Consider the following 16,211-nt stretch of genomic DNA (forward strand, 5'->3'; position numbering starts at 1 on the left):
CACGGCAAAACTCTGCGAAGTCTCCTGGAGTTTACCTGACCAGACGATCCGGACCCGCCAATGCCCTCTGTCTTCGAGACGTCCTCGACCGCCATCCCGATCACCTTCGTCACCAAGTCGGGCTGGGATGCCGTGCGCGAGAGCTTGCCGCCGGCGCAGCGCCAGTACGCCGCCGCGAGCGCCTATTCGGCCAAGCCGGGCGGCTATCTCGCGCTGCCCGCGCCCGACGGCACGATCGCGCAAGTGCTGTTCGGCCTCGAGGACGAAGGGGCAAGGTCGCGCGACCTGTTCCGGCCGGGCGCCCTGCCCGGCCTGCTGCCGCCGGGGACCTATCGCTTCGCCAACGCACCGCACGATGCACGGCTCGCCGCGCTCGCCTTCGCGCTCGGCACCTACCGCTTTGCCCGCTACCGCAAGGCCGACAGGCCGGAGGTCCGCCTCGTGCCGCCCGACGGCGTGGACGCCGCCGAGATCGATCGCATCGCAAACGCCGCGATGCTGGCACGCGACCTCATCAACACGCCCTCCAACGACATGGGGCCGGATGAGCTCGCCGCGGCCGCACAAGCGCTTGCCGCCGAATTCGGCGCGAGCTTCGCGTGCACCATCGGCGAGGAGCTGGAGACAAATTTTCCGCTGATCCACGCCGTCGGCATGGCCTCCGACCGCGCGCCGCGGCTGATCGACATCGGCTGGGGCGACCCTGCGCATCCCAAGGTGACGCTGGTCGGCAAGGGCGTCTGCTTCGACACCGGCGGGCTCGACCTGAAGCCGTCGAGCGGCATGCTGATCATGAAGAAGGACATGGGCGGCGCCGCCAACGTGCTGGCGCTGGCGCGCATGGTGATGGACGCCAAGCTGAAAGTGCGGCTGCGCGTGCTGATCCCCGCGGTCGAGAACGCGGTCGCCGGAAATGCCTTCCGCCCGCTCGACATCTTCACCTCCCGCAAGGGCATCACGGTCGAGATCGGCAATACGGATGCGGAGGGCCGCCTGGTGCTCGCCGACGCATTGGCACTGGCGGACGAGGAGAAGCCCGACCTGCTGATCGATCTGGGCACGCTGACCGGCGCGGCGCGCGTTGCGCTAGGCCCGGATTTACCGCCCTTTTACACCCATGATGAGACGCTGGCCGCCGATGTCGCGCGCTGCGCGGCGAAGGAGAACGATCCGTTGTGGCGCATGCCGCTGTGGCCGCCTTACGATGCCTGGCTGGACTCCAAGACCGCCACCATCACCAACGCGCCGTCCGGCGGCTTTGCCGGCTCGATCACCTGCGCGCTGTTCCTGCAACGCTTCGTCGAGCACGCCGGCAGCTGGCTGCATGTCGACATCTACGGCTGGACGCCGTCGGCCAAGCCGGCGCGGCCCGAGGGCGGCGAGTGCCAGGCCGCGCGCGCCATCTACAAGGTGCTGAGCGAGCGCTATGCATGATTCGCGAGTGACACCGGCCCGCGGCGATCTTGCCGCGAAATATCTCGAAGGCAAGGTCGAGGCGCAGCGCTTCGTCGAGGGTGAAGAGTTCGAGGTGGTCGAACCGGTCGCGCCCGTGCGCGAGCAGCCGTCCTCAGGCGCGATGTTGATGACACAGGCGCTGCGCGGCGAGCGCGTTACGGTCTACGATCGCAACGGCGAGGGCTGGGCCTGGGGCCAGCTCAATGGCGACGGCTATGTCGGCTGGCTGCCGGATGCGGCGCTCGCAAAGCCCGTAGCCGTTCCGACGCACAAGGTGAGTGCGCTCCGAACCTTTGCTTTCCCCGGGCCCTCGATCAAGCTGCCGCCGGCCGACACGCTGGTGCTGGGATCGAAGATCGCCGTGGCCCGCGAAGACGGCAGCTTTGCCGTGACGCGCGAAGGGACATTCGTGCCGAAGACGCATCTCGCTTCGCTCGACCACAGCGAGCCGGACTTCGTCGCCGTCGCCGAGCGCTTCGTCGGCACGCCCTATCTCTGGGGCGGCAAGAGCAGTCTCGGCATCGATTGCTCGGGCCTGGTTCAGGTTTCGCTGACGTCGGCCGGCATCGGCTGCCCGCGCGACAGCGACATGCAGCAGGCGGGGCTCGGCCGCGCGCTGGAGCCGCATGAGCGCGGCAGCTTGCGACGCGGCGACCTGATCTTCTGGAAAGGGCATGTCGCCATCGTCAGCGACGGCGACACCATGGTTCACGCCAATGCCCATCACATGGCGACGGTGGTCGAGCCGATCGAGCCTGCGATTGCGCGGATCAGGCAGGCCGGCAGCGAAGTCGCGGCGATCAAGCGGCTATAGGCCGTCTCCTCACGAAGTCGCCGCGTGGATCAGACGTCACGATCGTGGCCGGCACCGGGCTTCGGCTTGTAGATCGGGGGGATGCAGCTGCCGAAGCGCGGATCGAGCGGATCGTAACGCGACCGCGTTCTCGCGACGATATACAGCACCGCCAGCGTAAAAGAGCCGAGCAGCAGCGATAGCCACAAGGGTGCTCGAATTGCGATCAAAAGCACCGTTGCACCAAGCATCAGCAAGGCGACAGTGCTCGCAGACAGCTTTGAAGCCATCACCGGCTCCGCAATCAGCTTGAGGCGGGATATTACCTCGGAAACCAATACATTTGTGAGAGCCGGCTGCGACACTCCAGCGCAGATCCCTCGCGTTCCGGGAACACGGGCGTGGGCCCCCGGTAGCGGAAGGGCGATCCGCTCCGGCTTCTGACACCGTGCGGTGCAGCTACGGAACAACGTTACATCTCAGAGTTTCGCGGAACGAAACGCGTCGTCAGCCCTTCTCTGGCTTAGGGAGGTGCCCATGGGTTCTCATGCCAGAGAAGGCGCGTGTGCGTTCGCTTGGCGGAACTACTTGCTGGTCCACAGTGGCATCAGCGAGAATGATGACAGGCGCTCCGCCCTCCACCGCTACATTTCCAATCTTCGCGATACCGGCGAAGATGATTTCGATCTCCTGCAAATCGCCGCAGTCGCCTACCTGAAAAAGCTGGACGAATTGCACGACGAGCAATGTGCGCGGCTCGCGGCAGATCAGATTTTGGCCGAGCGCCTGGAAGAACGCAGTTCACAGCAAGGCCGATAGCTTAGGCAACAGCACCAGAGCGAAGGAGCGAACAGCATGGCAGACAACACCAATGCAGATCGTTTCGCGAGCGAGCCGCAACGACGTATCGCCGCCGCGACAGCAATGGGCATGAATGCCCTGAAGCCGATGATGCACTTTCAGATCTCAATGCTGAGGATGTGGGCCGACAGCATCGAGAGGTTCGAGGCCAACTACGAAAAGAAGTTGGAAGAAACGGCAACCTCGGCCGAGGAACGGTCGGACAAGGATCGCGCCGCGTAAATCAACGCGACTGGCCCGGTGAGACCACCTTAGTCACAATTGGAAGCGTCCCTGGAGCCGCGCTCGCACGCCTGGAAATGGCGGGCTACGTCGCCACCGCCCCGTTGCCCGCCGTCTCCAGCCGGAACGCCGCAGCGAACAGGGCCCGCGTGTAGTCCGTCTTCGGGTTCTTGAACAGCTCGGCGGCCTGGCCTTCCTCGACCACCTTGCCGCCGCGCATCACGATGAGGTGGCTGGCGAGCGAGGCGACGACGCGCAGATCGTGCGAGATGAACATGTAGGTGAGCTCGCGCTTGCGCTGGAGCTCGCGCAGCAGATCCACCATCTGGGCCTGGAACAGCATGTCGAGCGCGCTGGTCGGCTCGTCCAGCACGACGAAATCCGGCTCCAGCACCACCGCGCGCGCGATCGAGATGCGCTGACGCTGGCCGCCGGAGAATTCGTGGGGATAGCGGTGGCGCGTCTCCGGCTTCAGCCCGACATCTTCCAGCGCCTTGACGACGCGCGCCTCGCGCTCCTCGCGCGAGAGGTTCGGCTGATGCACGGACAGGCCCTCGGCGATGATGTCGGCGACCGACATGCGCGGGCTGAGCGAGCCGAACGGATCCTGGAATACGATCTGCATGTCGCGCCGGAATGGGCGCATCTCCTTGAAGCGCAGGCCCTGAATGTCCTGGCCGAGGAACACGATGCGGCCATTCGAGGAAATCAGCCGCAACAGCGCCAGCCCCAGCGTGGTCTTGCCCGAGCCGGATTCGCCGACGACGCCGAGCGTCTCGCCCTTGCGCACGGCGACGCTGACGCCGTCGACCGCCTTGATGTGACCGACCGTCTTGCGCATCAGGCCGCGCTTGATCGGAAACCAAACCTTCAGATCGTCCGCCGACATCACCACCGGCGCGTCCGGCTGCGGCGGCGCCGGATCTGGCTTGGGCTCCGCGGCAAGCAGATCGCGCGTATAGGGATGCTTCGGGGTCTTGAAGACCTGCTCGACCGGCCCCTGCTCGACGATCACGCCGCCCTTCATGACGCAGACGGTGTCGGCAATGCGGCGGACGATGCCGAGGTCATGGGTGATGAACAGCAGGCTCATGCCGAGCCGGGAACGGATCTCGGCGAGCAGCGCCAGGATCTGCGCCTGCACGGTGACGTCGAGCGCCGTGGTGGGCTCGTCCGCGATCAACAGGTCCGGCTCGTTGGCGAGCGCCATCGCGATCATGACGCGCTGGCGCTGGCCGCCGGAGAGCTGATGCGGATAGCTCTTCAGCCGCGTCTCGGGTTCGGGAATGCCGACCTGCGTCAAGAGCTCCAGGGTCCGCTTGCGCGCCTCGGCATTGCTGGTCGGATTGTGCAGCTGGATGATCTCGCCGATCTGCGCCTCGATCGTGTGCAGCGGATTGAGCGAGGTCATCGGCTCCTGGAAGATGATGGAGATGTCGCTGCCGCGGATTCCCCGCATCTGCTGCTCGGACTGGTCGATCAGCTCCTGTCCCTTGAAGCGGATACTGCCCGAGGGGTGCGAGGCGTTCGGATAGGGCAGCAGCTTGAGGATCGAGAGTGCGCTGACCGACTTGCCGGAGCCGGATTCGCCGACCAGCGCGACGCACTCGCCGCGCTTGATCTGGAACGAGACCTTGTCGACCGCGAGCGTGGTGGCGCCACCCTGGTGGAAGGCCACCGAGAGGTCGCGCACGCTAAGGAGGGGCTGGTTGATCGCGTCCATGGCCTTACCTGAACGTCTTGCGCGGATCGAAGGCGTCGCGCACGGCTTCGCCGATGAAGATCAGCAGCGACAGCATGATCGCGACCGAGAAGAAGCCGGAGAAGCCGAGCCAGGGCGCCTGCACATTGGCCTTGGCCTGCGACAGCAGCTCGCCGAGCGAAGGCGATCCCGGCGGCAGACCGAAGCCGAGGAAATCGAGCGCCGTCAGTGTCATCACCGAGCTCGACACGATGAACGGCAGGAACGTCATGGTCGCCACCATCGCGTTCGGCAGCAGATGACGGAACATGATCACCGGGTTGGAGACGCCGAGCGCCCGTGCCGCCTGGATATATTCGAAATTGCGCCCGCGCAGGAATTCGGCCCGTACCAGACCGACCAGCGAGACCCAGGAGAACAGCAAGAGGATGCCGAGCAGCACGAAGAAGCCGGGCACGAGCACCGAGGACAGGATCAGGAGAAGGTAGAGCGAGGGTATCGCCGTCCAGATCTCGATGAAGCGTTGGAAGATCAGGTCGACCCGGCCGCCGAAATAGCCCTGCACCGCGCCCGCCGCGATGCCGACGACGGACGAGACGATGGTGAGGCAGAGGCCGAACAGCACCGAGATGCGGAAGCCGTAGATCAGCCGCGCCACCACGTCGCGACCCTGATCATCGGTGCCGAGCCAGTTGTATTCGAGGTCGCGGCAACTCTTCAGCCCCTTCTTCTCCACCACCGGCTGGCATTGCTTCTCCGTCAGCATCCAGGTCGGCGGCGACGGCGCCGGCGTCGGCAGGTCGAGATTGTGGGTGTCGTAGGAGTAACGGATCAGCGGCCAGACGATGGTGCCGCCCTTGTCCTTGATCAGCTTCTGCAGATAGGGGTCGCGGTAGTCCGCCGCCGTCTCGAAATCGCCGCCGAAGGTCGTCTCCGAATAGGTGACGAAGGCAGGCCAATAGAGGCGGCCGTCGAACTTGATCAGGAAGGGCCGATCGTTGGCGATCAGCTCGGCGAACAGCGAGACCACGAACAGGATGATGAAGATCCAGAACGACCAGTAGCCGCGCCGGTTGGCCTTGAAGTTCTGCCAGCGCCGCTTGTTGAGCGGCGAGGGCGCGAACGGCTTGCGCGTGATCGGAACGGCATCGCCGAGCGGCGACTTCGCCGTGGTCTCGATCGGCGTCGGTGCGGTGATCGTCATCAGACCTCCCGCGCCTCGAAATCGATCCGCGGATCGATCCACATATAGGTCAGGTCGGAGACCAGGTTGATCACGAGTCCGACCAGCGAGAAGATGTAGAGCGTGCCGAACACCACGGGATAGTCGCGGTTGAGCACGCTCTCGAAGCTGAGCAGCCCGAGCCCGTCCAGCGAGAAGATGGTTTCGATCAGAAGCGAGCCGGAGAAGAAGGCGTGGATGAAGGTGCCGGGGAAGCCGGCGATCACGATCAGCATCGCGTTGCGGAAGACGTGGCCGTACAGCACCCGGTTCTCGCTGCAGCCCTTGGCGCGGGCGGTCATGACATATTGCTTGCGGATCTCGTCCAGGAACGAGTTCTTGGTCAGGAACGTCATGGTGGTGAACGCACCCAGCCCCATGGCGATCAGCGGCAGCGTCAGGTGCCAGAAATAGTCGATGATCTTCCAGTACCAGGGAAATTGCGACCAGCCGTCCGAGGTCAGTCCGCGCAGCGGGAACCAGTTGAAGAACGAGCCGCCGGCAAACAGGATGATGAGGAGGATCGCGAACAGGAAGCCCGGAATGGCATAGCCGAGCACGAGCACGGTCGAGGTCCAGGTGTCGAACCGCGCACCGTCATTCACCGCCTTGCGAATGCCGAGCGGGATCGAGATCAGGTAGGTCAGAAGCGTCAGCCAGAGGCCAAGCGAGATCGAGACCGGCAGCTTCTCCTTGATGAGCTGCAGCACGCTGACATCGCGGAAATAGCTCTTGCCGAAATCGAAGCGAGCGAAATTCCACACCATCAGCGCGAAGCGTTCCGGCGCCGGCTTGTCGAAGCCGAACTGCACCTCGAGCTTCTTGATGAAATCAGGGTCGAGGCCCTGCGCGCCGCGATATTTGGAGTTGATGGCATCGCCGCCGGCACCGACCTGCCCCGGTGCGCGCTGCGCGAAGTCGCCGCCGCCCGAAATGCGCGAGGTGCCGCCGGTGTCGGCGCCAGAGAGCTGCGCGATTACGCGCTCGACCGGGCCACCCGGCGCGAACTGCACCACGACGAAGGAGACGAAGAGGATCCCGAGCAAGGTCGGGATCATCAGGAGGAGGCGACGGGCGATATAGGCGCTCATGATTATTTCGCCTGCTCGAGCTTGGCCGCCTTGGTGCCGTCATGCCACCAAATGTCGGGGGCACCGACGCCGTTGGCGTAACGCGGCAGCTTCTGCGGATGACCGAACTGGTCCCAGTAAGCCAGCCGGTGGGTCTTGTTGTACCATTGCGGCACCCAATAGCGGCCGGCGCGGAACAGGCGATCGAAGGCACGGCAGGCGATGGTCAATTCCTCGCGACTGTCGGCCGCCATGATCTTCTCGATCATGGCGTCGATGGCCGGATTGGCGACGCCCGCAAGATTGTACGACCCCTTGGTGTTCGCGACCTGCGACGAGAAGAACGCGCGCATCGCATCGCCCGGGGTCGCCGACATGCTGAAGCGCTGGATTGTCATGTCGAAATCGAAATCTTCCTGGCGCGCCTTGTGCTGCACGGCATCGACGACGCGCACGCTCGCCTCGATGCCAAGCGTCCCGAGATTCTTGACGTAAGGCGCATGGTGCGGCTGGAAGGAAGGCTCGTCGAGCAGGAACTCGATCTTGAAGACCTCGCCGTTCGGCAGCACCCGCTTGCCGTCCTTGATGGGCACGCCGGCCTCGTTCAGCAATTGCTGCGCCTTGCGCAGCAGGCTGCGGTCCTGGCCGGAGCCGTCTGAAACGGGCGGCGTGAACGGCGCGGCGAACACGTCGTCGGGAACCTGGCCACGGAACGGCTCCAGCAGCTTCAGCTCCTCCGGCGACGGAGGCCCATCGCCGGCCATGAGGTCCGAATTCTGGAACGGCGACACCGTACGGGCATAGGCGCCGTACATGATGGTCTTGTTGGTCCACTCGAAATCGAAGGCGTTGATCAGGGCCTCGCGCACGCGAGGGTCTTTGAACTTGTCGCGCCGCGTGTTGATGAACCAGCCCTGCGCACCGGAGGGCGTATCGTCGGGCACGACCTCCATCTTGACGCGACCGTCCTTCACGGCCGGGAAGTCGTAACGCGTCGCCCAGATGCGGGAGGTGAACTCCTCGCGATACAGATAGTTCTTGCCGGTGAAGCCCTCGAAGGCGACGTCGCGATCACGATAGAATTCATAGCGCACCACGTCGAAATTGTAGCTGCCGCGGCAGACCGGCAGGTTGGCAGCCCACCAGTCCTTCACCCGCTCGTATTCGATGTAGCGATTGACCTCGAACCTGCCCACCTTGTACGGCCCCGAGCCGAGCGGGATGTCCAGCGACGACTCGTCGAACGGACGGGATGCATAATAGGCCTTGGAAAAGATCGGCAGGCCCGCGACGTAGAGCGGAACGTCGCGCGCCCGTCCCTTGGCGAAGGTGACGACCAGCGTCGCATCGTCGACGGCTTCCGCACTGACCATGTCGCGCATCTGCACGATGATCAGCGGATGTCCCTTGGTCTTCAGTGCCGTCAGCGAAAACGCAGCGTCATGGGCCGTCAGCCTGGTCCCGTCGTGGAATTTCGCCTCGGGCCGCATGGTGAAGCGATAGACCAGCTTGTCCGGCGAGATCTGCACGGATTTGGCGGCCAGCCCGTACATCGCGTCGGGCTCGTCGTTTGCGCGCACCATCAGCGGCACGAACGTCATGTCCATGCCCTGCGCGCCGTCACCCTTGAGGATGTAGGCATTGAGCGAGTTGAAGGTCTGATAGGACTGATTGTAGGCGCGCACCGACGGAATCAGCGAGAACGTGCCGCCCTTCGGCGCGTCGAGATTGACGTAGTCGAAATGGCGGAAGTCGGCGGGATATTTGAGGTCGCCGAAGGCCGAGATGCCGTGGGCTTCGACCGGCCCTTCCGAACCCGCCGCGCCGCGCGACAGGGCGGCGCTGAGCGCACCGCCCGCACCCAGGACCAGCACATGCCGGCGTGAAAGCTGCGCCATGCGGGGGAAATCCTTCACGACTTCTTTGCGATCCGCGCGGCCTTGTCTGCGTCGTACCACCAGATGAACGGGAAGCCGGACTGGCCGTATTTGGGCAATTCCGAGGGCCGGCCGAAGCGGTCCCACCGCGCGGTGCGCACCTTGTTATAAGTCCATTGCGGCACGACGTAGTGATTCCACAGCAGCACGCGATCGAGCGCCTTGGTGGCCGCGACGAGGTCGTCGCGGTCCGTGGCGTAGATCAGCCGCTCGATCAGCTTGTCGACCGCCGGGTTCTTGATGCCGGCGATGTTACGCGAACCGGCGATGTCGGCGGTCTTGGACGACCAGAACTCGCGCTGCTCGTTGCCCGGTGATTGCGACTCGCCCCAGGAATTGGTGACGATGTCGAAATCCCAGTCACGCGTCCTGTTCTCGTATTGGGTCGGGTCGACCGTCCGCACGCTCACGGCAATGCCGAGCCGCTCCAGCGACGGCTTGTAGAACAGTGTGACCCGCTCGAAGCTCGGATCCTGATTGAGCAATTCAAGCGAGAACTGGGTGCCGGTCTTGACGTCGATCAGCTTGCGGTCGCGCACCTCGTAGCCGGCCTCCTTGAGCAGGCGGAGCGCCTCGCGCAGATTGTCGCGCACGGCTTCCGGGCTGCCGCCGACCGGATTGGTGTAGGCCGTCGTGAAGACTTCGGCCGGCACCTGGGCGCGTACGGTCTCGAGGATCTCGAGCTCCTTCCCCTGCGGCAGGCCGGTCGCCATGAGCTCGTCGATGCCGTCGAAATAGCTGCTGATGCGCTTGTACTGACCGAAGAAGATCTGCTTGTTCATCTCCTCGAAGTCGAATGCGTAGTTGAGCGCGCGACGCACACGCGGATCGCTGAACTTGGCGCGGCGCAGGTTCGGCACGAAAGCCTGCATCACGCCGGAGCTGCGATTGGCGAACTCTTCGAGGATCACGCGCTTCTCGGCCACGGCCGGGAAGTCGTAGGCCGTCGCCCAGCTCTTCGCGCTGTTCTCGTTACGCCAATCGACCTGATCGGCCTTGAAAGCCTCGATCGCCACGGTGGCGTCGCGGAAATACTCGTAGCGCAGCTCGTCGAAATTATTGCGGCCCACGTTGGCGGCGAAATCGCGCCCCCAATAGTCCTTGACGCGCTCCAGCGCGATCGAGCGTCCGGCGACGAATTCCTTGATCTTGTAGGGGCCGGAGCCCAGCGGCACTTCGAGCGTGGTCGCGGAGACATCGCGTTTGCGGCCCTGTGCATCCGTCCCTTCCCACCAATGCTTGGGCAGGACCGTGAGCTGGCCGACGATCTGCGGCAGTTCTCGATTGCCCGGCGCGTCGAACACGAATTTCACGTCGCGCTCGCCCACCTTCTCGGCCCGGACCACATGACTGTAATAGGCCGAGTACATCGGGTGGTGCTTCTTGAAGGAATCGAGCGAGAAGATCACGTCCTCGACCGTGACCGGCTTGCCGTCATGCCATTTGGCCTGCGACCGCAAACGATAGATGACGAAGGAGAAGTCATCGGGGTGGCTGACGGCTTCGGCCAGCGCACCGTATTCGGTCGAGACTTCGTCGAGCGCGGGCGTCAGCAGGGTTTCGTAGATGAAAGCGACCGCTCCGGACACCTGGCCCTTCACCCCCGACACGACGATGTTGAAATTGTCGAACGTGCCGACGGCGATCTGGCGCACGACGCCGCCCTTCGGCGCTTCCGGATTGACGTAGTCGAAGCGCTTGAAGTCGGCGGGATACTTGACCTTCCCGAACAGCGACAACGCATGGCGCCATGGCGGCTCGCTCGCCGATTGCGCCGCGGCCGTACCGATGACGGGAACGCCCGCCACGGAACCGAGGGCAGGGAGCGCTGCGGCCGCAGCACCGGTGAGCAGGAGATCGCGTCGGGTAATGGCCAAATCAATAGTCCTGTCTTGAAGGAGGCTACTCCTTTAAGTTCCCAATATAGGCGAGGTTTCGACGGAATATGTTGCTTTTTCCTCATGTTGGAAGGCCGGATGGCCTGCCGGATGCGGCCAAACGCCCCGATAAATTCGCCGCGAGGCCCGGATATGGAAACGGCCAGGCTTTCCAGCCTGGCCGCGTCTTCCAAGTCCAGCTTTTGAGGCCTTACTTCGAGGCCGTCGGCAGCGGCTGCGGATGCTCCGACAGCGAATTCAGATAGGCAATGACGTCGGCGCGCTCGGAATCCTTGGGGATACCGGCGAAGCCCATCGCGGTGCCCGGGATGAAGCCCTTCGGATTGGCGATGAACTTGTTGAGGTCGTCGAAGGTCCAGGTACCGCCCTTGCCCTTCATCGCAGCCGAGAAGTTGAAGCCGTTGCGGCCCTCGCCCCGGGCTTCGCCGACGACACCATAGAGGTTCGGACCGACGCGATTCGGGCCGCCCTTTTCGAAGGTGTGGCAGGCGCCGCACTTCTTGGCGGCAGCCGCGCCCTTCTCGACGGAGGCAGTCTGGAGCAGCTTTTCGATCGGCTCGGAGGAAGCCGCGGCAGCGCCGCCTTCCTTGCCGCCATGACCGGCGTCTTCCTTCACGGCGATCTCGAAACCCGGCTTTTCCGGCATCTTCGGTGAGAATAGCGCCTGGGCGGTGAAGCTCGTCACCAGCAGGATGAGACAGGTGCCAAGAACGGCACCGAGAATTTTATTGAGTTCGAAAGAGTCCATTTCCGGCCAGGCCCCACACCGCAAGAAGGATTAGCGGCCGGGCGGCCGCCAGGACGAGCCTCGGGAGAATCAAAAACGTTCCTTATTGTTTCCCCGAGTTTTGCCATTGAGATATCGGTTTGCCCGGGGTCTGGCAACCCGTATAAGCGACCCGGCTTTCAGCCCGTCCCCACCCCATTTCTCGGCGCGGAAAACGCCCCATTTCCAGGCTCATGAACCGATGATCGATCCCCGCATCCTGGTGCTGATCCCGGCCCGCATGGCCGCCACCCGCCTGCCCGGCAAGCCGCTCGCCGACATCGCGGGCCAGCCGATGATCGTGCACGTGATGCGCCGTGCCGAGGCCGCCGGCATCGGCCGGGTTGCGGTGGCCACCGACACCGACGAGATCGCCGCGGTCGTGACCGCCCATGGCGGCGAGGCCGTGATGACCCGCGCCGACCACCCCTCCGGCTCGGACCGCATCCATGAGGCCATGCAGAAGCTGGATCCCCAGGGCAAGGCCGAGATCGTGATCAATCTGCAGGGCGATTTCCCGACCATCACGCCGGCAACGATCCGCGAGGTGCTGCCGCCCTTTGAGGACCCCGCGGTCGACATCGTGACGCTGGCCTCGCAAATCCACACCGAGGAGGAGGACCTCGCCCCGAGCGTCGTCAAGGCGGTCGGCTCGCAAATCGGGCCGAAGCGGCTGCGGGCACTTTATTTCACCCGCGCCACCGCGCCTTACGGCAACGGACCGCGATACCACCATATCGGGCTTTACGCCTATCGCCGTGCTGCCCTGGAGCGGTTCGTGTCGCTGCCGCCCTCCCCCCTCGAAAAGCAGGAGAGCCTGGAGCAGCTCCGAGCCGTGGAAGCCGGCATGCGGATCGACATCATGATCGTCGATAGTGTGCCCCGCGGCGTCGACACGCCGCCCGATCTCGAAACCGCGCGCAGCATCCTTTCCAAATCCTGAGCCGCTGCTACAAGGCCGACCATGAGCAAGATGAAGATCGCATTCCAGGGCGAACCCGGAGCCAATTCCCACATCGCCATCGTCGAGGCCTATCCCGACGCCGAGCCGATGCCCTGCGCCACCTTCGAGGACGCGCTGTCGGCGATCTCATCGGGCGAGGCCGATCTCGGCATGATCCCGATCGAGAATTCGGTCGCGGGCCGCGTTGCCGACATCCATCACCTCCTGCCGGCCTCCGGCCTCTTCATCATCGGCGAATGGTTCTTGCCGGTCCGGCACCAGTTGATGGCCGTGAAGGGGACCAAGCTCGAGGACATCAAGAGCGTCGAGAGCCACGTCCATGCGCTCGGCCAGTGCCGCCGCATCATCCGCAAGCTCGGCATCAAGCCGATCGTGCATGCCGACACCGCCGGCAGCGCCCGCGACATCTCCGAGCGCAAGGACAAGACCGTCGCCGCGATCGCCTCGCGCCTCGCCGCGAAAATTTACGGCCTCGACATCCTCGCCGAGGACATCGAGGACGAGGCGCACAACACCACGCGCTTCGTGGTGCTGGCGCGCGAGCCGAAATGGGCCGCGCAAGGCTCCGGCCCGCTGGTCACCACTTTTGTCTTCCGCGTGCGCAACCTGCCCGCGGCGCTCTACAAGGCGCTCGGCGGCTTTGCCACCAACGGCGTCAACATGACCAAGCTCGAGAGCTACATGGTCGACGGCAATTTCTTCGCCACGCAGTTCTATGCCGACGTCGACGGCCATCCCGATGACAAGGGCCTCGCCTTCGCGATCGAGGAGCTGAAATTCTTCTCGCGCGAATTCCGCATCGTCGGCGTCTATCCGGGCCACCCGTTCCGCGCGACGTTCAGCGAAACGCAGGATTAGTCTCGTGTCCCGGACGCGCGCAGCGCGAGCCGGGACCCAGGGGCTGCGATATCCGGGGCTGCGATGGGCCCAGGCTCTGCAGCGCACCGCTGAAGAAGCGCTGCGCTGCGTTCGGGGCACGAGAGCGGCCTACGCCGCGGCTCTAAGCCCGAACGCCTCCGCCAGCAGCGAATACGACTTCTTTCGCGCCTCGTGATCGTACACGGCGGTGATCACCATCAATTCGTCCGGCTTGCTCGCATCGATCAGCGGCTGCAGCTTCTTCTGCACCGTCGCGGGATTTCCGACGAACAGGCGCGAGCGGTTGCGCTTGATCGAGATGCGCTCGGAATCCGTATAGGGATAAGCCAGCGCCTCCTCGACACTCGGCAGCGGCAGGTACTGGCCACGGTCGCGGCGCAGGCGGTTGAGGTCGAAGGACGCCGCGAGTTTTTCGGCCTCCTCATCCGTATCCGCCGCAATGACGGCGACCGCGAGAATCGCCTGCGGGCTCGCGCTCCAGGCCGAGGGTGTGAAGTGGTCGCGGTAGTGCACCATCGCGTCGATCGCATCGTGGGACGCAAAATGATGTGCGAAGGCGAAGCCCATCCCGACTTGCGCGGCGAGCTCCGAGGAATAATCGCTGGAGCCGAGCAGCCAGATCGGCGGCAAGGCGGTATCGTCGGGCATCGCCACGACATTGTTGTAGGGGTGTCCTGACGGGAATTCGCGGGTCTGCCACAGGATCAACTCGTGCAGCCGCTCCAGGAAGTCATCGCCCTCGCGGCGGTCGAGCCGGCTGCGCAGCGCGTAAGCCGTGGCGCCGTCGGTGCCCGGCGCACGGCCGAGCCCGAGATCGATGCGGCCGGGAAACAGCGCCTCCAGCATCTTGAAGCGCTCGGCCACGACCAGCGGCGCATGGTTGGGCAGCATCACGCCGCCCGAGCCGACGCGGATGTGTTTCGTGACCGCCGCGATCTGCCCGATCATCACGTCGGGTGCAGGGCTCGCGACCGAGGCGAGGTTGTGATGCTCGGCGAGCCAGTAGCGGACGTAGCCGAGACCATCGACATGCCTGGCCAGATCGATGCTGTTGCGCAGCGCCGCGGCGGGCTTGGTGCCTGTGGTGACGACGGAAAGGTCGAGGACTGAGAGCGGGATCATGGCGCGTTAACCTAGTGGAGGGGAGCGCTGCGGCAATGGCGCCCGGCGCAGATCTGGCGTGTGCGCGCCGCGCCTGTGCCCGGCCAAGCCGACGTCGGTGGGACGAAAGCAGCAGAAGAATCACAACCTTCGTCTTGCCCACAACGATCCGGAGAGGCCTCACCACGCCGCTATATCATATAAAGCTATGTATATATTACATAATTACAGTTCATACCCACGTCCCACCCAATCGTTAATATGGCAAAGAATACCGCTCATCTAACCACGGATGGGCGAATTCCCACTGCCAATGGGCTGTCGGCCCAATCGCCTTTGCCCTATCTTAGCGGCTCCCAAACGAGACCTGACGGCCGGCCACGAAGACTGGCGGGATCCCTGGAGTGAGCGGTGCCATGACTGACCTGACGACGCCTGCGACAGCCGACCGGCATGACGGGCACCTGAAGCGGCCTGCGATCTCCTTCGAGTTCTTTCCGCCCAAGACCGAGGAAATGGAGCGCAATCTCTGGGAGACCATCAACCGGCTGGCCCCGCTCGACCCGAAATTCGTCTCGGTGACCTATGGCGCCGGCGGCTCGACCCGCGAGCGCACCCATTCGACCATCGCCCGTATCCTGAAAGAAACCGCGCTGCTGCCGGCCGCGCACCTGACCTGCGTCGGCGCCTCGCGCGCGGAGATCGACGAGATCGTGGACCGCTATCACGAGGTCGGTGTCCGCCACATCGTCGGCCTGCGCGGCGATCCCGCCGGCGGCATCGGCACGCCCTATTCGAGCCACCCCGACGGCTACCAGAGCTCGGCCGAGCTCGTCGCGGGGATCAAGAAGCGGCATGCCGACATCGAGGTCTCGGTCTCGGCCTATCCTGAGAAGCACCCCGAGGCGCGCGACTTCGATGACGATATCGACACGCTGCAGGCCAAGGTCGATGCCGGCGCGACGCGCGCCATCACCCAGGTGTTCTTCGACAACGATCTCTACTTCCGCTATCTCGACCGCGTCCGCGCCCGCGGCATCAATATCCCGATCGTGCCGGGCATCATGCCCATGCACAATTTCAAGCAGGCCCGCAATTTCGTCACCCGCGCCGGCACAACCGTGCCGGACTGGTTTGCCGCGAAATTCGAAGGCCTCGACGAAGACGCCGAGACCCGCAAGCTGGTCGCTGCGACCGTTGCTGCCGGCCAGGTGCAGAAACTGGCAAAACACGGCGTCGACACCTTCCATTTCTACACCATGAACCGCGCCGATCTCGTGTTCGCGATCAGCCATTTGCTCGGCATTCGCGCCAAGAGCGCCCAGAAGGCTGCGTAAGAGA

At 64.4% G+C, this 16,211-nt stretch carries 15 protein-coding genes; 7 read left to right on the forward strand and 8 right to left on the reverse strand.

Annotated features, from left to right (window positions below):
• Positions 1–60 precede the first annotated feature (60 nt).
• Both A7X65_RS36700 and A7X65_RS36705 read left to right on the forward strand, forming a co-directional pair.
• Positions 61–1,434, forward strand: coding sequence for a leucyl aminopeptidase family protein (locus A7X65_RS36700; RefSeq protein WP_063694259.1), 1,374 nt, complete (start codon positions 61–63; stop codon positions 1,432–1,434).
• Positions 1,427–2,269 carry a C40 family peptidase gene (locus tag A7X65_RS36705; protein ID WP_063694260.1) on the forward strand — a complete coding sequence of 281 codons (843 nt, stop codon included), beginning with the start codon at positions 1,427–1,429 and terminating at the stop codon, positions 2,267–2,269. The genes A7X65_RS36700 and A7X65_RS36705 overlap by 8 nt, the downstream gene beginning before the upstream one ends.
• Before the next feature lie 29 nt (positions 2,270–2,298).
• On the opposite strand, the gene A7X65_RS42305 is transcribed toward A7X65_RS36705, so the two are convergent.
• A complete protein-coding gene (locus A7X65_RS42305) occupies positions 2,299–2,538 on the reverse strand; it encodes a hypothetical protein (protein ID WP_156528401.1) in 240 nt (79 codons plus the stop codon).
• A gap of 247 nt (positions 2,539–2,785) precedes the next feature.
• Here A7X65_RS42305 and A7X65_RS36710 point away from each other — a divergent pair, with 247 nt between their 5' ends.
• Together A7X65_RS36710 and A7X65_RS36715 are read left to right on the forward strand one after the other, a co-directional pair.
• Complete coding sequence (locus A7X65_RS36710) at positions 2,786–3,067, forward strand: hypothetical protein (protein ID WP_063694311.1); 282 nt, start codon at positions 2,786–2,788, stop codon at positions 3,065–3,067.
• A gap of 36 nt (positions 3,068–3,103) precedes the next feature.
• Positions 3,104–3,331 carry a hypothetical protein gene (locus A7X65_RS36715; RefSeq protein WP_063694261.1) on the forward strand — a complete coding sequence of 76 codons (228 nt, stop codon included), beginning with the start codon at positions 3,104–3,106 and terminating at the stop codon, positions 3,329–3,331.
• 85 nt (positions 3,332–3,416) lie between these two features.
• Here the strand turns inward: A7X65_RS36715 and A7X65_RS36720 are convergent, their stop codons facing one another.
• From A7X65_RS36720 to A7X65_RS36745, 6 genes are all read right to left on the reverse strand, one after another.
• Positions 3,417–5,054 (reverse strand): ABC transporter ATP-binding protein, encoded by a 1,638-nt coding sequence (locus A7X65_RS36720; RefSeq protein WP_063694262.1) that lies wholly within the window; start codon positions 5,052–5,054, stop codon positions 3,417–3,419.
• Positions 5,055–5,058: 4 nt separating this feature from the next.
• A complete protein-coding gene (locus A7X65_RS36725) occupies positions 5,059–6,237 on the reverse strand; it encodes an ABC transporter permease (protein WP_063694263.1) in 1,179 nt (392 codons plus the stop codon).
• Positions 6,237–7,346, reverse strand: a complete 1,110-nt coding sequence (locus A7X65_RS36730; RefSeq protein WP_063694264.1) for a microcin C ABC transporter permease YejB — start codon at positions 7,344–7,346, stop codon at positions 6,237–6,239. Before A7X65_RS36730 ends, A7X65_RS36725 begins: the two co-directional genes overlap by 1 nt.
• Before the next feature lie 2 nt (positions 7,347–7,348).
• A complete protein-coding gene (locus tag A7X65_RS36735; protein WP_063694265.1) occupies positions 7,349–9,223 on the reverse strand; it encodes an extracellular solute-binding protein in 1,875 nt (624 codons plus the stop codon).
• Positions 9,224–9,237: 14 nt separating this feature from the next.
• A complete protein-coding gene (locus A7X65_RS36740) occupies positions 9,238–11,139 on the reverse strand; it encodes an extracellular solute-binding protein (RefSeq protein WP_063694266.1) in 1,902 nt (633 codons plus the stop codon).
• Positions 11,140–11,350: 211 nt separating this feature from the next.
• A complete protein-coding gene (locus A7X65_RS36745) occupies positions 11,351–11,908 on the reverse strand; it encodes a c-type cytochrome (protein WP_063694267.1) in 558 nt (185 codons plus the stop codon).
• 220 nt (positions 11,909–12,128) lie between these two features.
• Between A7X65_RS36745 and A7X65_RS36750 the strand changes: the two genes are divergently transcribed.
• Positions 12,129–12,869 carry a 3-deoxy-manno-octulosonate cytidylyltransferase gene (locus A7X65_RS36750; RefSeq protein ID WP_063694268.1) on the forward strand — a complete coding sequence of 247 codons (741 nt, stop codon included), beginning with the start codon at positions 12,129–12,131 and terminating at the stop codon, positions 12,867–12,869.
• Positions 12,870–12,890: 21 nt separating this feature from the next.
• The gene (locus A7X65_RS36755) at positions 12,891–13,748 is read left to right on the forward strand and encodes a prephenate dehydratase (RefSeq protein ID WP_063694269.1); all 858 of its coding nucleotides are present in this window, start codon (positions 12,891–12,893) and stop codon (positions 13,746–13,748) included.
• Positions 13,749–13,877: 129 nt separating this feature from the next.
• On the opposite strand, the gene A7X65_RS36760 is transcribed toward A7X65_RS36755, so the two are convergent.
• Positions 13,878–14,891, reverse strand: coding sequence for an LLM class flavin-dependent oxidoreductase (locus A7X65_RS36760; RefSeq protein WP_063694270.1), 1,014 nt, complete (start codon positions 14,889–14,891; stop codon positions 13,878–13,880).
• A 395-nt stretch (positions 14,892–15,286) separates the two neighbouring features.
• Here A7X65_RS36760 and metF point away from each other — a divergent pair, with 395 nt between their 5' ends.
• The gene (gene metF / locus A7X65_RS36765) at positions 15,287–16,207 is read left to right on the forward strand and encodes a methylenetetrahydrofolate reductase [NAD(P)H] (protein WP_063694271.1); all 921 of its coding nucleotides are present in this window, start codon (positions 15,287–15,289) and stop codon (positions 16,205–16,207) included.
• Positions 16,208–16,211: the final 4 nt, after the last annotated feature.

Source organism: Bradyrhizobium stylosanthis, from assembly GCF_001641335.1.
GTDB lineage: Bacteria > Pseudomonadota > Alphaproteobacteria > Rhizobiales > Xanthobacteraceae > Bradyrhizobium > Bradyrhizobium stylosanthis.

Coding starts and splice junctions, on each gene's coding strand:
- A7X65_RS36720 (WP_063694262.1), bottom strand. CDS start 5,054: ATGGACGCGATCAACCAGCCCCTCCTTAGCGTGCGCGACCTCTCGGTG.
- A7X65_RS36715 (WP_063694261.1), top strand. CDS start 3,104: ATGGCAGACAACACCAATGCAGATCGTTTCGCGAGCGAGCCGCAACGA.
- A7X65_RS36700 (WP_063694259.1), top strand. CDS start 61: ATGCCCTCTGTCTTCGAGACGTCCTCGACCGCCATCCCGATCACCTTC.
- A7X65_RS36735 (WP_063694265.1), bottom strand. CDS start 9,223: ATGGCGCAGCTTTCACGCCGGCATGTGCTGGTCCTGGGTGCGGGCGGT.
- metF (WP_063694271.1), top strand. CDS start 15,287: ATGACTGACCTGACGACGCCTGCGACAGCCGACCGGCATGACGGGCAC.
- A7X65_RS36710 (WP_063694311.1), top strand. CDS start 2,786: ATGGGTTCTCATGCCAGAGAAGGCGCGTGTGCGTTCGCTTGGCGGAAC.
- A7X65_RS36745 (WP_063694267.1), bottom strand. CDS start 11,908: ATGGACTCTTTCGAACTCAATAAAATTCTCGGTGCCGTTCTTGGCACC.
- A7X65_RS36755 (WP_063694269.1), top strand. CDS start 12,891: ATGAGCAAGATGAAGATCGCATTCCAGGGCGAACCCGGAGCCAATTCC.
- A7X65_RS36750 (WP_063694268.1), top strand. CDS start 12,129: ATGATCGATCCCCGCATCCTGGTGCTGATCCCGGCCCGCATGGCCGCC.
- A7X65_RS36725 (WP_063694263.1), bottom strand. CDS start 6,237: ATGACGATCACCGCACCGACGCCGATCGAGACCACGGCGAAGTCGCCG.
- A7X65_RS42305 (WP_156528401.1), bottom strand. CDS start 2,538: ATGGCTTCAAAGCTGTCTGCGAGCACTGTCGCCTTGCTGATGCTTGGT.
- A7X65_RS36760 (WP_063694270.1), bottom strand. CDS start 14,891: ATGATCCCGCTCTCAGTCCTCGACCTTTCCGTCGTCACCACAGGCACC.
- A7X65_RS36705 (WP_063694260.1), top strand. CDS start 1,427: ATGCATGATTCGCGAGTGACACCGGCCCGCGGCGATCTTGCCGCGAAA.
- A7X65_RS36730 (WP_063694264.1), bottom strand. CDS start 7,346: ATGAGCGCCTATATCGCCCGTCGCCTCCTCCTGATGATCCCGACCTTG.